Here is a 14,183-nt window from a genome sequence, read left to right as displayed (position 1 = left end):
GCTAAGCCTCACAGCGCCGATGGTACTGCAGGGGGGACCCTGTGGGAGAGTAGGACGCCGCCGAACAATCATTCACAGAGAACCCCTGATCCCTCGCGGATCAGGGGTTCTCTGCATTTCCGGTGACGTATCGTCAGAGCATGGACGATCAGACAGCGGTCATGGCGAACAACGTGCTCCGGCCCGAGCAGCGCGACGGCGCGCTGCGTGTTCTGGCGGAGGCCGAGACGGTGGACGGCCGGGCCGCCGTGTCCGAGCAGGGCCGGCTCCGGCTGCGGTCCTCGGAGACGCCCCGGCCGGGTGTCACCCACTTCGTCGAGACCGAGCAGGACGGCACGGCCGTGGTCGGCTACGGCCAGCTCGAACTCCCCCAGGACACCGCCGCGAACCCGCCCGCGAACCCGCCCGCGAACCCGTCCGCCGAGCTGGTGGTCGATCCTTCGGCCCGCGGTCGCGGCCTGGCCCGTCCCCTGGTGGACGCCGTGCTCGCCGAGGCGCACCGCGCCGGCCGCGACCACGTGGACTTCTGGGTGCACGGCGGTCATCCGGCCGCCCGCCACCTGGCCGAGCAGTACGGCGCCGAGCTGGTCCGCGAGCTGCGGCAGATGCGCCGCACCGGTCCGCAGACCGAGGAGGTGGCCCTCCCGGAGGGCATCGAGCTGCGGACCTTCCGCCCGGGCGAGGACGACGCCGAGTGGCTGCGGCTGAACGCCCTCGCCTTCTCCCACCACCCCGAGCAGGGCGCCTGGACCGAGCAGGACCTCGCGGACCGGCTGGCCGAGCCCTGGTTCGACGCGGCCGGCTTCTTCCTCGCCACCCGGGGCGGCAGGGTGGTGGGCTTCCACTGGACCAAGGTGCACCCGGCGACGGCCACCGGGCCGGCGCTCGGCGAGGTGTACGTGGTCGGGGTGGACCCGGCGGAGCAGGGCAGCGGCCTGGGCCGGGCGCTCACCGCGGCCGGCCTGCGGCACCTGACCGGCGGCGGCCCGGGCGACCGCGGGCTGGACACCGTTCTGCTGTACGTCGACGCCGACAATCCTGCCGCCGTGCGGGTATATGAACGACTGGGATTCACCGTGCACGAGGTGGACCTGATGTACCGCGCCCCGTACCGCGGTGGCCGGGACGTCCACTGAGGACGTCTGGGCACATACGCCTGAGGCATAGCGGAGAGCCGGGGAAGGGGCAACGGAATGGACGGCTTGCCCCGACCCCGACCAACTCAGCTTTCCTCCTGGCCATGCGGTGTTTACCGTGGATTCAATTGCTGCCGCGAAGATCACAGGATGAAGTCCGTAGTGTCTCGCTCGTGCAGCGTCGGCCGACACCCACTGGCCGGTGCTGTACGGACCGCGCCGGGTGGATGGGCGCTGGTGCCGGGTGAGGCCGACGGCCCGCAGAACCTGTCGCGACCGGACGCCGTCCTGCTGGAGGAGCTGGAACCCATGAGCATCCCCCGCCCCGTCCCTGCCCCGCTGTCCCCGCCGGCCCGGATGTCCAGCGCGCTGGGGATACCGCCGGAGCTGCCGGCCGCGGGCGAGCAGGAGTTCGACGAGCTGCCGCAGGGCCGCTTCCTGGACCGCGAACGCAGCTGGCTCGCGTTCAACGAACGCGTCCTGGAGCTGGCCGAGGACCCGGCGATCCCGCTGCTGGAACGGGCCAAGTTCCTGGCGATCTTCGCGAGCAACCTGGACGAGTTCTTCATGGTCCGGGTGGCGGGCCTGAAGCGCCGGATCGCCACCGGAGTGGCCCAGCGCAGTGCGAGCGGCCTGCAGCCGCGCGAGGTGCTGGACCTGATCTGGACGCGTTCGCGCGAGCTCATGGCCCGGCACGCCGCCGCCTTCCAGCAGGAGGTGCTGCCGGACCTCGCCGCCGAGGGCATCGAGCTGGTCCGCTGGCCGGAGCTGGCCGAGAAGGAGCAGGCCCGGCTGCACACGCTCTTCCGGCAGAAGATCTTCCCCGTGCTCACCCCGCTGGCGGTGGACCCGGCGCACCCCTTCCCGTACATATCGGGGCTCTCGCTCAACCTGGCCGTGGTGGTCCGCAACCCGGTCTCCGGCCACAAGCACTTCGCCCGGGTGAAGGTGCCGCAGTCCCTCGCGCGCTTCCTGGAGGCGTCGCCGCAGCGGTACGTGCCGCTGGAGGACGTGATGGGCGCGCACCTGGAGGAGCTCTTCCCGGGCATGGAGGTGCTGGCGCACCACGCCTTCCGGGTCACCCGCAACGAGGACCTCGAGGTCGAGGAGGACGACACCGAGAACATCCTCAAGGCCCTGGAGAAGGAGCTGATGCGGCGGCGCTTCGGCCCGCCGGTGCGGCTGGAGGTCGAGGAGTCGATCGACCCCTACATCCTGGACCTGCTGGTGCGGGAGCTGAACATCACCGAGGCGGAGGTCTTCCCGCTGCCCGGTCCGCTCGACCTGACCGGCCTGTTCGGCATCGCCGCGCTGGACCGCCCCGAGCTGAAGTACCCGAAGTTCGTGGCGGGCACCGCCCGCGGGCTGACCGACGTGGAGTCGGCCTCGCAACCGGACATCTTCGCCGCGATGCGCGAGCGGGACGTGCTGCTGCACCACCCGTACGACAGCTTCTCGACCTCGGTGCAGGCCTTCCTGGAGCAGGCCGCGGCCGACCCGGACGTGCTGGCGATCAAGCAGACGCTGTACCGGACGTCCGGTGACTCGCCGATCGTCGACGCGCTGATCGACGCGGCGGAGTCCGGCAAGCAGGTGCTCGTCCTGGTCGAGATCAAGGCGCGCTTCGACGAGCAGGCCAACATCAAGTGGGCCCGCAAGCTGGAGGAGGCCGGCTGCCACGTCGTCTACGGCCTGGTGGGGCTGAAGACGCACTGCAAGCTGTCGCTGGTGGTCCGCCAGGAGGGCGACACCCTGCGCCGCTACTCGCACGTGGGCACCGGCAACTACCACCCGAAGACGGCCCGGCTGTACGAGGACATCGGGCTGCTGACCTCGGACCCGCAGGTCGGCGCGGACCTCTCGGACCTCTTCAACCGGCTCTCCGGCTACTCGCGCCGCGAGTCCTACCGCCGCCTGCTGACCGCGCCGCGCGGTCTGCGGGACGGGTTGATCTCGCGGATCCACAACGAGATCGCCCACCACCGGGCCGGCCGTCCGGCGTACGTGAAGCTCAAGGTCAACTCGATCGTCGACGAGGCCGTGATCGACGCGCTGTACCGGGCCTCCCAGGCCGGGGTGCCGGTGGACGTCTGGGTGCGCGGGATCTGCGCGATCCGGCCGGGCGTGCCGGGGCTGAGCGAGAACATCCGGGTCCGGAGCATCCTCGGGCGGTTCCTGGAGCACTCGCGGATCTTCGTGTTCGGCAACAACGGCGATCCGGAGGTGTGGATCGGCAGCGCCGACATGATGCACCGCAACCTGGACCGCCGGATCGAGGCGTTGCTGCGGATCACCGATCCGGCGCACCGGGCCGAGCTGTCCGGGCTGATCGACCTCGGGGTGTCGGACGAGACCGAGTCCTGGCACCTGGGGGCGGACGGCGTGTGGACCCGGCACGCCCAGGACGCCGAGGGCAGGCCGCTGCGGCACGTCCAGGACCTGCTGATCGACTCGCGCCTGCGCCGGAGGGCTGCCGCCGCCCGCTGACCCGCGCGCCGCCGCCACGGCGCACGGTGTCGACCCACCGGCCTGGACCACCCGAGGTGACCCCGGCGCCGGCCCCCAGCGGCCGGTGCCCGGATCGCCGAGGCGGTCCACGGCCGCGAGCCACTGATGCGAGCCGCTGAGCGGTCGGGGACCCGCTGCAGCGGTCGGCCACCAGCCCCGGGGGACCGACCCGGGGGAACGGGGATCAACCTAGTCATGACCGATGCGCCGATGACGGCCCAGGCGGCCTCCACCGCGACCGCCGGGGACCTCCTCTCCAGCCATCTCACCGCCCAGGCCGGCGCGTTCCTGCGCGCGCTGCCGCTGGCGGTGGGCGAGGCCGGCGCCAGACCGGGGGCGGCGGCCGTCCCGTCCGCCGGGACGGCCGACCTGCTGCGGGCGGTGCGGCGGATCGGCGGGCTGCTGCACACCTTCGGCGCGACCTTCGAGCAGACCTGGGCGCAGGAGTCGCGCACCGAGCTGCGCTGGCTGCTCAACCTGCTGGCGCTGGAGCCGGGGTACGTCCGCAAGTCGTCCCGGCTGCTGGGCGCGCTGGACGCGCTGAGCGGTACCGAGGCGGACGGCCCGGGGATGCTGGCCGGTCACGCCGGGGTGCCGAAGGCGCGGGCGCTGCTCGACCGTCAGCTCACGCTGGCCCGGACCAGGGCGCACACGACGGTGCTGCAGGAGTTGCGCTCGGCGCGGTTGCACGCGCTGGCGGACCGGATGACGCTGCTGGTCGGCGAGGCTCCGCTGCTGGACGCGGCCGGGGGCCGGGCCGGCGCGGTGCTGCTGCCGCAGGCCGCGGCGGCGTTCACGGCGCTGACCGCGAGCGCCCAGCAGCTGCCGCTGCGGCGGGCGTCGACGCCGTACGGCGGGGACGGGCTGCGGCGGCTCGGCGCGGTGCCTCCGGCCCGGGGCGCGGTGGACGCGGACGCGGCGCTGGCGGCGGACGACGCGCCGTGGCTGCGGGTGCGGATCCTGGTGAAGCGGGCCCGGTACGCGCTGGAGGTGTGCGGCCGGCCGGCCCCGGAGCTGGACGAGCTGGACGGGGTGCTGGGCCGGCACCAGGAGGCGGCGGACGCGGCGGTCACCGCGGCGACGGCGGCGCGGACGCCGAGGATCACACCCGCGACCGCGTACGTGCTCGGCGTGGTGCATGCTGATCAGCGACTGGAAGTGGAGGCGGCGCGGTACGCCTTCGGACACCGGTGGCCCGAACTCCCGCCCGGGCTTGACGCGTGGCTGGAGATCCCCCCGGCGGAGGGCTGGGGGCCGACCCCGTCCCGGATGGCATGAGTTGCGCGACCGCCTGAGCATCGAGCAGGCCGAAGGCCCCCGTACGAGCGGCAGCGCCGGTGCCGGGCGCGGGCCGGTGATCCTGGCGGCGGGCGCGGTGCTCTGGCTGCCGGGGCGGCCGAAGAAGAGCGGCCGGCTGGGGCGGCCGCGGATCGCGGTGATCCACCGGCCCAAGTACGACGACTGGAGCCTGCCCAAGGGCAAGCTCGACCGGGGCGAGGGCGTCGTCGAGGCGGCGCTGCGCGAGGTGTGGGAGGAGACCGGGTTCGCCTGCGCGCTGGGGGCGGAGCTGCCGGCCCAGCACTACCTGGCGCAGGGGCGGCCGAAGGAGGTCCGGTACTGGGCGGCGGTGCCGACGGCCGGGGCGTTCCGGCCGAGCCGGGAGGTGGACCGGCTGGAGTGGCTGCCGGCGCGCAAGGCGCGGGCCCGGCTCACCCACGAGCGGGACCGGTTGCTGGTGGACGCGCTGCTGGAGATGCTGGGTGCGCGGCCGGCCGCCGGTTCCGGCCGCGCGGGGTGAAGGAACGGTGCGAGTGATCTCCCCGCACCCTCGCCGTGACGCAACCGTTACTACGTGACGCAGTTTCCTGTCATCCGTTCGAGGTTCACTCTCCGTTCACTTCGGACCGGCTGACGCGTCACTTGCCCGGCCTAACTTCGGGTTCACCGGAGGGCCGATCGGGCCCCGGACCACAGCAAAACCCGCGCTCCGCCGTGCTCGCACGGGTCCGCGCGCCGGGCAATGCCACAGAAAGGGACACCCCTGTGAAGCTCCAGCGGAACGGCCGCTCCAAGGCCCTCGCCATCGGTGCCATGGCGCTCGTCAGCTCGCTGTCGCTCGCCGCCTGCGGTTCGGACGAGAACAACAACAACGCCGGCGGTTCCGGCGGCAGCAGCGGCTCCGCCCCGGCCGCCGCGATCAACTGTGGCAGCAAGCCCAGCGCTCTGGTCGCCGCGGGTTCCACCGCGCAGGGCAACGCGATCGACGTCTGGAAGACGAACTTCGGTGCGGCCTGCTCCGGTGCCACCATCAACTACGGCGGTGGCGGCTCGGGCGCCGGTGTCCAGCAGTTCACCCAGGGCAAGGTCCAGTTCGCGGGCTCCGACTCGGCGCTGAAGCCGGCCGAGGTCGACGCCACCAAGGCGGTCTGCACCGGCGGCCAGGGCATCAACCTGCCGCTCGTCGCGGGTCTGATCTCGATCGTCTACAACGTCGAGGGCGTCGACAACCTGGTCCTGGACGGCCCGACCACCGCCAAGATCTTCGACTCGCAGATCACCAAGTGGAACGACCCGGCGATCGCCGCGCTCAACCCGGGCGCCAAGCTGCCGGACGCCGACATCCAGGCCTTCCACCGCTCGGACGACTCCGGCACCACCGACAACCTGACCAAGTACTTCGCCAAGGCCTCCGCCGGCGCCTGGTCCTACCCGGCCAGCAAGACCTGGGCCGGCAAGGGCGGCCAGTCGGCCAACGGCTCCGCGGGCGTCTCGGCCCAGGTGAAGCAGGTCAAGAACTCGATCAGCTACGCCGAGCTGTCCTTCGCCCAGACCAACAACCTGAAGAGCGCCGCCATCAACACCGGCGCCTCCAAGCCGGTCGAGGCCACCGCCGCCAACGCCGCCAACACCTTCGCCAAGGCGAAGGTCGCCGGCACCGGCAGCGACCTGGCGCTGACCCTCGACTACGCGACCAAGGACGAGGGCTCGTACCCGCTGGTCCTGGTCACCTACGAGATCGTCTGCGACAAGGGCAACAAGGCCGAGACGCTCGACACCCTGAAGGCCTTCCTGGCCTACGGCGCCAGCGAGGCCGGCCAGAAGGCGATCGGCGAGAAGGGCTACGTCCCGCTGCCGAAGGAGCTCACCGACAAGGTCAACGCCGTCATCCCGACGCTGGCCTGATCCCGTAGACCTCCGGTGGAGCGGCCCCGTGAACGAGGGGGGCCGGGGCCGCTCCGCCGGTACGCACTGACCGAGAAGAACGTCCGGGGCACCGCCGCCAGGGTGCCGCCCCCTCGGGGCAGCACCACCAGACCGGAGTAGACCAATGACTTCATCCTCCCCTGCCGGCCCGCGCGGCAGGGAACGCCGCGAGCGCGACAGCCGCGTCGGCGACAAGATCTTCATGAACCTGTCCCGCGGGTCGGGCATCCTGCTGCTGGTCGTCATGGCCGCCATCGCGGGCTTCCTGACCTGGCGCTCGGGCATCGCCCTGAGCAAGAACGAGGGCAACTTCCTCACCACGTTCGAGTGGACGCCGGACGCCCCGAAGCCGGTCTTCGGCATCGCCGTCCTCGCGTTCGGCACCATCGTCAGCGCGCTGATCGCGATGGCGATCGCCGTTCCGGTGGCCATCGGGATCGCGCTGTTCATCTCGCACTACGCGCCGCGGAAGATCGCCCAGCCGTTCGCCTACCTGGTGGACCTGCTCGCCGCGGTGCCCAGCATCATCTACGGCCTCTGGGGCGCGCTCTTCCTGGTGCCGCACCTGGACGGGCTGACCAGCTGGCTGGACCAGTACCTCGGCTGGACGTACGTCTTCGACCAGTCCCGGGCCGGCACCACCCCGCGCACCCTGTTCACCGTCGGCATCCTGCTGGCCATCATGATCCTGCCGATCATCACCGCGGTCAGCCGCGAGGTGTTCAAGCAGGTGCCGCGGATGCACGAGGAGGCGGCGCTCGCGCTCGGCGCGACCCGCTGGGAGATGATCCGCACCGCGGTGCTGCCGTTCGGCCGCCCCGGCATCATCTCGGCCTCGATGCTCGGCCTCGGCCGGGCGCTCGGCGAGACCATCGCCGTCGCGGTGGTGCTCTCCTCCAACAGCGTCCTGTCGCTGCACCTGCTCGACCCGGGCGGCGGCACCTTCGCGCAGAACATCGCGCTGAAGTTCAACGAGGCCCAGCCCTTCGGCCGGGACGCGCTGATGGCCTCCGGCCTCGTCCTGTTCGTGATCACCCTGCTGGTGAACGGTGCCGCGCGGCTGATCGTCGCCCGCCGCAAGGAGTACTCGGGGGCCAACGCATGAGTGCCGCTACCACCAGCGTTCCGGCGGACGCGCGCCCGCTCGGCCGTCCGCTGACCGCCAACCGGCTGCCCAAGTGGGCCCCGGCCGCGGTCGCCGCCGGCTCGATCGCCCTCGGCTGCGGCATCGGCGCCCTCGGCGGCCTGGAGAGCCACATCCAGTGGGGCCTGATCTCCGCGATCCTCTTCGTGGTCATCAGCTACCTGCTCTCGGCCAAGGTCGAGGGCCGCCGGCAGGCCAAGGACCGGCTCGCCACCTCGATGGTCTGGGTCGCCTTCATCCTGGCCGTCATCCCGCTGCTCGCGCTGACGGTCTACACGGTCCAGCAGGGCGCCGAGGTGGTGGACGGGTACTTCCTGAGCCACTCCATGAAGGGCGTGCTCTCCTCGGGCCCCGGCGGTGGCATCTACCACGCGCTGATCGGCACCCTGGAGCAGGTCCTGCTGGCCTCGCTGATCGCCGCTCCGATCGGTCTGCTGACCGCCGTCTACCTGGTCGAGTACGGCCGCGGCAAGCTCGCCAAGGCGGTCACCTTCTTCGTCGACGTCATGACGGGCGTCCCGTCGATCGTCGCCGGTCTGTTCATCCTGTCCCTGTGGAACCTCGCCCTCGGCTTCAACTACTCCGGCTTCTCGGGCAGCCTCGCGCTGGCGATCCTGATGATGCCGGTGGTGGTCCGCTCCACCGAGGAGATGCTCAAGCTCGTCCCGAACGAGCTGCGCGAGGCGTCGTACGCGCTCGGCGTGCCGAAGTGGAAGACCATCCTGCGGATCGTCCTCCCCACCGCCATCGGCGGCATCACCACCGGTGTGATGCTCGCGGTCGCCCGCATCACGGGTGAGACCGCCCCGGTGATGATGCTGGTCTTCGGCGCCGACTACATCAACAACAACCCGTTCGACGGGCCGCAGCAGTCGCTGCCGATGTACATCTGGCAGCAGTACGCGGTGGTGAACAACGACTACGGCTACGCCCGTGCCTGGGGCGCGGCGCTGGTGCTGATCGCCTTCGTGATGGGGCTCAACCTCATCGCCCGGGGCATCGCCCGCTGGCGCTCGCCCAAGGGCGGACACTGAGCGACCGACTGACGCACGAAGAAGACGAGAGAAGAACAATCATGGCCAAGCGCATCGACGTCAGCGGACTGTCCGCCTTCTACGGCACCACCAAGGCCATCGAGGACATCTCGATGAGCATCGAGCCCCGCTCGGTGACGGCCTTCATCGGCCCCTCCGGCTGCGGCAAGTCCACCTTCCTGCGCACCCTCAACCGGATGCACGAGGTGATCCCGGGCGCCCGCGTCGAGGGCAAGGTGCTCCTGGACGACGAGAACCTGTACGGCTCGTCGGTCGACCCGGTCGCCGTCCGCCGTTCGGTCGGCATGGTCTTCCAGCGCCCGAACCCGTTCCCGACCATGTCGATCTACGACAACGTGGTCGCCGGCCTCAAGCTCGCGGGCGTGCGCAAGAAGTCCGTCCTGGACGGCGTGGTGGAGAAGTCGCTCAAGGGCGCCAACCTCTGGAACGAGGTCAAGGACCGGCTGGGCAAGCCCGGCGCCGGCCTCTCCGGCGGTCAGCAGCAGCGCCTCTGCATCGCCCGCGCCATCGCGGTCGAGCCGCAGGTCCTGCTGATGGACGAGCCGTGCTCCGCCCTCGACCCGATCTCCACCCTCGCCATCGAGGACCTGATCGGCGAGCTGAAGTCGCAGTTCACGATCGTCATCGTGACGCACAACATGCAGCAGGCGGCCCGCGTCAGCGACCGCACCGCCTTCTTCAACCTGGCCGGGGTCGGTCAGCCGGGCAAGCTGATCGAGCTGGACGACACCCAGCGGATCTTCTCCAACCCGTCCGTGCAGGCGACCGAGGACTACATCTCCGGCCGCTTCGGCTAAGGAGCGCCTCGGCACGAGCTGCTCCGCGGTGCTGCATGGCGGTGCCGCCGCGGAGCGTGAGGAAGGGCCCGCCCCCGAGATGTGGGGGCGGGCCCTGTCACGTCCGTCCGGCCGGGGCTCAGCCCCAGAACAGGTGGACGAACCAGTACATCAGCGCTGCGACGACGGCGGCCGCCGGCATCGTGATGAACCAGCCGAGCACGATGTTCTTCGCGACGCCCCAGCGGACCGCGCGGATCCGCTTGGTGGCCCCCACGCCCATGATCGCCGAGGTGATCACGTGGGTGGTGGAGATCGGCGCCTTGTAGACGAACGACGTGATGTACATGACCGTCGAGGCGGTGGCCTCGGCCGCGAAGCCCTGCGGCGGGTCCAGCTCGATGATCTTGCGGCCGAGCGTGCGCATGATCCGCCAGCCACCCGCGTAGGTGCCCAGCGAGAGCATGGTGGCGCAGGAGATCTTCACCCAGACCGGGATGTCGTAGGTGGCCTGCTGGCCGGAGATGACCAGCGCCATCACCACGATGCCCATGGTCTTCTGGGCGTCCTGCAGACCGTGCGCCAGTGCCATCGCGGCGGCCGAGGCGGTCTGGGCCACCCGGAAGTTGCGCTTGGCCCGGTGCGGGTTGGTCCGGCGGAAGATCCACAGGATCGCCAGCATCACCAGGAAGCCGCCGAGCAGGCCGACCACCGGCGAGACGACCATCGGGATGATGATCTTGTCGATGACGCCATCCCAGAGCACCTCGGTGCCGCCGGCCAGCGCCGCGCCCACCAGGCCGCCGAACAGCGCGTGCGAGGAGGAGGACGGCAGGCCGAAGTACCAGGTGATCAGGTTCCAGGCGATCGCGCCGACCAGCGCGGCGAACAGGATCGCCATCCCCTGGTCGCCCTTCGGGGTCTCGATGATCCCCTGGGAGACGGTGTGCGCCACGCCGCTGCCGAGGAAGGCGCCGGCCAGGTTCATCACCGCGGCCATCGCCAGCGCGGCCCGCGGCGTCAGCGCCCGGGTCGAGACCGAGGTCGCGATCGCGTTCGCCGAGTCGTGGAAGCCGTTGGTGTACGTGAAGAAGAACGCAACGCCGATGACGGCGATGAGTGCAGCCATGTCCACGAGGGTCAGGACTCCTTGACGGCGATGGTCTCCACCGTGTTGGCGACGTGCTCGAAAGCGTCCGCCGCCTCCTCAAGGACGTCCACGACCTGCTTGAGCTTGAGCACCTCGATGGCGTCGTACTGGCCGGAGAACAGGTGGGCGAGCAGCTTGCGGTGGATCTGGTCGGCCTGGTTCTCCAGCCGGTTGACCTCGATCCAGTACTCGGTGAGGTTGGACATGCTGCGCAGGTTCGGCATCGCCTCGGCGGTGAGCTCGGCGGCGCGCGCCAGCACCTCGATCTGCTGCTCGATCCCCTTGGGCAGGGTCTGGATGTCGTAGAGGACGACCAGGTCGACGGCCTCCTCCATGAAGTCCATGATGTCGTCCAGCGACGAGGCGAGGCTGTAGATGTCCTCGCGGTCGAAGGGCGTGATGAAGGACGAGTTCAGCTGGTGGAAGACGGCATGGGTGGTGTCGTCCCCGGCGTGTTCGGCGGCGCGCATGCGCTCGACGATCTCCGCGCGGGCCGACACGTCTGATCCCAGCAGTTCCAGCAGGAGCTTCGATCCGACGACGAGGTTCTCCGCGGCGGCGGCGAACATGTCGTAGAAGCTCGTCTCCTTCGGGGTCAGGCTAAAACGCACGGAAATCTCCGATGTGCGGGGTAGGGACTGAACGATGCTAGGTGCAACCGAGCGCGATCGCGCAAGCGGGGTGATGGGGGAGGAGCCGGAACCTCCTCTTCCGTTTGGCTGCCGCAGCAGTGCTCCGCCCGCACACCCATGTGCGGACGCGGGCCCCCAGTCTGACGGAACCTCGCCCGGATTGCCCCCGTCGTGCGCTCGGAGGATCAGGGTGTCTGCCCGGACGGGGGAACCCCTCGCGCGGCCGCCGCGGAGCCGCGCCGGAGGCCGGTCCGGGCCCGGGAAGTGCGCCGCAGGAACACCACGACGGGCCCCGGTGTTGGACACTGGAGGCCGACGCAGCCACCGAGGCACTCAGACGAAGGCGGGCCGATGACCACGACGGAAGCGCGCACCGAGCCGGACCACGGGCCCGGGACCGAGCCGAACGGCGGGCAGGCCGCGCCGGCCGCCGCCGGCCACCACGACCACGCCGCGCACGGGCCGCACGGGTACAGCGCCCAGAAGGACGCCCACCTGAAGCGGCTGCGCCGGATCGAGGGCCAGATCCGCGGCCTCCAGCGGATGGTCGACGAGGACGTCTACTGCATCGACGTGCTCACCCAGGTCTCGGCCAGCACCAAGGCCCTGCAGTCCTTCGCCCTCTCGCTGCTGGAGGAGCACCTGCGGCACTGCGTCGCCGCGGCCGCCGAGGAGGGCGGCACCGAGCTGGACGCCAAGGTCGCCGAGGCCACCGCCGCGATCGGCCGGCTGCTGCGCAGCTGACGGTCCCGCCGCCCGGACGCGCCTCAGGCCCGTGACGCGCCGCGGGTCCCTGACGCGCCGCGGGTCCCTTCCGACGGCCCGTCGGCGGACGCACCGCCGTCGGGCCGGTCCAGCAGCACCTCGTCGATCCGCTCGGTCGGCAGCCGGTCGCCGGTGCTGGCCGTGGCGGCGATCATCAGCTCACCGGCCAGGTCGATCTCGTCGAGGGCCGCGTCGTCGTGGCCGCCGCTGCGGCCGCCCGTGGACGACACCACCTGCACCACCCCTTCAGCGCCTCGTCAGCCCGGGCGGCAGCCACCCGACGTCCAGCCTAGGCACTTCGGAGCCCGCCCACATGGCACGGACGGGCCATCTCGGCGCCGCCGAAACGGGTGGGCCCGGTCACTCCGGGTGGTCCACCGGCGTCGGCGGCGCCCCTTCGCGCTCGCCTCCGGACTGCTCCGGGGCCTACTTCGGGCTCTCCGTGGGCTTCATCGCGTAGATGTCGGAGGCCGGCGGCTCGGCCGCCTCCACCGGCTTGCCGAAGTCGGCCAGCGCGGTGGTCGAGGTCACCTTCACCTGGTCCTTCGCCTCCTTGGACCCGGCCACCCCGGCGAAGGTGAAGACTTCGACCACCCTGTGCAGCCGGCCCTGCTCGTCCAGCCAGACGTCGTACGGGACGTCCTTGACCGTGAAGGTCTGCGCCGCCATCCGCAGGCCGTCCCCGCCGCGTCCGCCGGTGGCCTCGGCCGCCTTGGTCAGGTCCAGGGTGCCGCGGTAGTGCTTCAGCGCCACCCCGCCGACCGTCTCGGCGCCGACCAGCTCCGCCTTCTGCGCCCCCCGCAGCGCGCCGGTGGCGGAGGCCGGGTCGGTGGCGCCGCTGCTGACCAGGTTGCCGTCCGGGAGCTGGCGCACGTCCAGCTTGACCCACTTGCCCTCGGGCACCTTGGCGCCGCTGTTCTGCAGGTAGACGGTGCCCGGCAGGACCACCTCGACGATCTTCCCGGTGGTCGCCGCGCCCGGCGGCACCGTCACCTCCAGCCGGCCGATCCGCTTCACGTAGTCGTAGCCGCCGGTGCCGGTGAAGACGGCCTTCTTGTCGGCGGACTCGGTCACCAGCTCCGTGGTGGTGTGCGCGGAGCCCGTCCGGCCGGTGATGTCCGCGGAGTTGCGCACGGCCGTCACGGGGTCGGCGGCGAGCTGGTCGGGGGCGCTCGCCCCGCGGTCGGCCGCGTCGCCGTCCGCGCCCGCGGCGCCGCCGGAGCAGCCGGTCAGCCCGGCCAGGGCGGCGGCGAGGGCGACGGCCCCGGCCGCCGAGCGCAGCTGTGGCAGCCCGCGGCCGGCCCGCCGGCCGCTGCGCTGCTCGTCGGTCATCTTCATCCTGGCGACAACCCCCTCGGGCCCGACTGCCCCGCCGGCCACCACCACCGGGTGGGCAGAGCTCTTGCCGGGCAAACGAGTTGAGGCCCCGGGGGTTACGCGGAACCCGGCGTGCGGCGGCCGTCGCGCGCCGGGTGCCCGGCGCGTTACGGTGAAGCACGTGCACAGTGAGCTGCCGGCCGCCTCCGGCACCACCCCGATGCCCGAGCACCGTGTCGCGATCAGCGAGCGCGGTTCCTTCTGCTTCGCGACCTGCTGCTGCGGCTGGTTCTCCCCGGCCCGCCGCTCCCGCGACCTGACCAGACGCGAGGCCGCCGACCACCTCGCCGCGAACGGCGGCGAGGCGTAGGGCCCGTCCGGCGGATCCCGTCGGCCCGGCCCGCGCGGCGCTCAGGCCGCCAGGTCGGACTCCGGCGGCTGCTCGTCCGCGCGCACCGCGCCGCGGCCGCCGCCGCGCCGCCGGCCCCCGCGCGGG

Annotated in this window: 14 protein-coding genes; 10 read left to right on the top strand and 4 right to left on the bottom strand. The window is 71.7% G+C overall.

The features are described from left to right. Positions 1-140: 140 nt before the first annotated feature. The 8 genes from mshD to pstB all read left to right on the top strand — a co-directional run bounded on the left by mshD (position 141) and on the right by pstB (position 9,844). Positions 141-1,136 carry a mycothiol synthase gene (mshD, locus tag ACFVHB_RS38900; protein ID WP_380332443.1) on the top strand — a complete coding sequence of 332 codons (996 nt, stop codon included), beginning with the start codon at positions 141-143 and terminating at the stop codon, positions 1,134-1,136. Positions 1,137-1,445: 309 nt separating this feature from the next. Beyond that, a complete protein-coding gene (locus ACFVHB_RS38895; RefSeq protein WP_380332445.1) occupies positions 1,446-3,623 on the top strand; it encodes an RNA degradosome polyphosphate kinase in 2,178 nt (725 codons plus the stop codon). A 216-nt stretch (positions 3,624-3,839) separates the two neighbouring features. Next, complete coding sequence (locus ACFVHB_RS38890; RefSeq protein ID WP_380332441.1) at positions 3,840-4,922, top strand: CHAD domain-containing protein; 1,083 nt, start codon at positions 3,840-3,842, stop codon at positions 4,920-4,922. Position 4,923: 1 nt separating this feature from the next. Next, complete coding sequence (locus ACFVHB_RS38885) at positions 4,924-5,442, top strand: NUDIX hydrolase (protein WP_380332438.1); 519 nt, start codon at positions 4,924-4,926, stop codon at positions 5,440-5,442. A gap of 245 nt (positions 5,443-5,687) precedes the next feature. Further along, positions 5,688-6,827 carry a phosphate ABC transporter substrate-binding protein PstS gene (gene pstS / locus ACFVHB_RS38880; RefSeq protein WP_380332435.1) on the top strand — a complete coding sequence of 380 codons (1,140 nt, stop codon included), beginning with the start codon at positions 5,688-5,690 and terminating at the stop codon, positions 6,825-6,827. A 145-nt stretch (positions 6,828-6,972) separates the two neighbouring features. Further along, on the top strand, positions 6,973-7,953 hold the full coding sequence (gene pstC, locus ACFVHB_RS38875) for a phosphate ABC transporter permease subunit PstC (RefSeq protein WP_380332432.1): 981 nt from the start codon (positions 6,973-6,975) through the stop codon (positions 7,951-7,953). Next, positions 7,950-9,026 (top strand): phosphate ABC transporter permease PstA, encoded by a 1,077-nt coding sequence (gene pstA / locus ACFVHB_RS38870; RefSeq protein ID WP_380332430.1) that lies wholly within the window; start codon positions 7,950-7,952, stop codon positions 9,024-9,026. The genes pstC and pstA overlap by 4 nt, the downstream gene beginning before the upstream one ends. 41 nt (positions 9,027-9,067) lie before the next feature. After that, entirely contained in the window at positions 9,068-9,844 is a 777-nt protein-coding gene (gene pstB / locus ACFVHB_RS38865) for a phosphate ABC transporter ATP-binding protein PstB (protein WP_380332427.1), read from the top strand. A gap of 118 nt (positions 9,845-9,962) precedes the next feature. On the opposite strand, the gene ACFVHB_RS38860 is transcribed toward pstB, so the two are convergent. Continuing rightward, positions 9,963-10,958 carry an anion permease gene (locus tag ACFVHB_RS38860; protein WP_380332424.1) on the bottom strand — a complete coding sequence of 332 codons (996 nt, stop codon included), beginning with the start codon at positions 10,956-10,958 and terminating at the stop codon, positions 9,963-9,965. Between the two features lie 5 nt (positions 10,959-10,963). Continuing rightward, the gene (locus ACFVHB_RS38855) at positions 10,964-11,584 is read right to left on the bottom strand and encodes a DUF47 domain-containing protein (protein ID WP_030059626.1); all 621 of its coding nucleotides are present in this window, start codon (positions 11,582-11,584) and stop codon (positions 10,964-10,966) included. A gap of 372 nt (positions 11,585-11,956) precedes the next feature. Here ACFVHB_RS38855 and ACFVHB_RS38850 point away from each other — a divergent pair, with 372 nt between their 5' ends. Continuing rightward, positions 11,957-12,349, top strand: a complete 393-nt coding sequence (locus tag ACFVHB_RS38850; RefSeq protein ID WP_380332421.1) for a metal-sensitive transcriptional regulator — start codon at positions 11,957-11,959, stop codon at positions 12,347-12,349. A gap of 23 nt (positions 12,350-12,372) precedes the next feature. Here the strand turns inward: ACFVHB_RS38850 and ACFVHB_RS38845 are convergent, their stop codons facing one another. Together ACFVHB_RS38845 and ACFVHB_RS38840 are read right to left on the bottom strand one after the other, a co-directional pair. Next, entirely contained in the window at positions 12,373-12,603 is a 231-nt protein-coding gene (locus tag ACFVHB_RS38845; protein WP_380332418.1) for a hypothetical protein, read from the bottom strand. A gap of 193 nt (positions 12,604-12,796) precedes the next feature. Continuing rightward, complete coding sequence (locus tag ACFVHB_RS38840) at positions 12,797-13,702, bottom strand: hypothetical protein (RefSeq protein ID WP_380332416.1); 906 nt, start codon at positions 13,700-13,702, stop codon at positions 12,797-12,799. A 166-nt stretch (positions 13,703-13,868) separates the two neighbouring features. Between ACFVHB_RS38840 and ACFVHB_RS38835 the strand changes: the two genes are divergently transcribed. Beyond that, entirely contained in the window at positions 13,869-14,057 is a 189-nt protein-coding gene (locus tag ACFVHB_RS38835; protein ID WP_380332413.1) for a hypothetical protein, read from the top strand. Positions 14,058-14,183: the final 126 nt, after the last annotated feature.

It is taken from the genome of Kitasatospora sp. NPDC127111, from assembly GCF_042677465.1.
In the GTDB taxonomy this organism is placed as follows: Bacteria; Actinomycetota; Actinomycetes; order Streptomycetales; family Streptomycetaceae; genus Kitasatospora.
Note: the sequence above shows the minus strand (reverse complement) of the source record. Positions and strands in the feature narration are given on the sequence as shown.

Excerpts from the sequence above, each read along its gene's own strand:
- mshD (WP_380332443.1), top strand. The coding sequence starts at position 141 with ATGGACGATCAGACAGCGGTCATGGCGAACAACGTGCTCCGGCCCGAG.
- ACFVHB_RS38895 (WP_380332445.1), top strand. The coding sequence starts at position 1,446 with ATGAGCATCCCCCGCCCCGTCCCTGCCCCGCTGTCCCCGCCGGCCCGG.
- ACFVHB_RS38890 (WP_380332441.1), top strand. The coding sequence starts at position 3,840 with ATGACCGATGCGCCGATGACGGCCCAGGCGGCCTCCACCGCGACCGCC.
- pstC (WP_380332432.1), top strand. The coding sequence starts at position 6,973 with ATGACTTCATCCTCCCCTGCCGGCCCGCGCGGCAGGGAACGCCGCGAG.
- pstA (WP_380332430.1), top strand. The coding sequence starts at position 7,950 with ATGAGTGCCGCTACCACCAGCGTTCCGGCGGACGCGCGCCCGCTCGGC.
- pstB (WP_380332427.1), top strand. The coding sequence starts at position 9,068 with ATGGCCAAGCGCATCGACGTCAGCGGACTGTCCGCCTTCTACGGCACC.
- ACFVHB_RS38850 (WP_380332421.1), top strand. The coding sequence starts at position 11,957 with ATGACCACGACGGAAGCGCGCACCGAGCCGGACCACGGGCCCGGGACC.
- ACFVHB_RS38840 (WP_380332416.1), bottom strand. The coding sequence starts at position 13,702 with ATGACCGACGAGCAGCGCAGCGGCCGGCGGGCCGGCCGCGGGCTGCCA.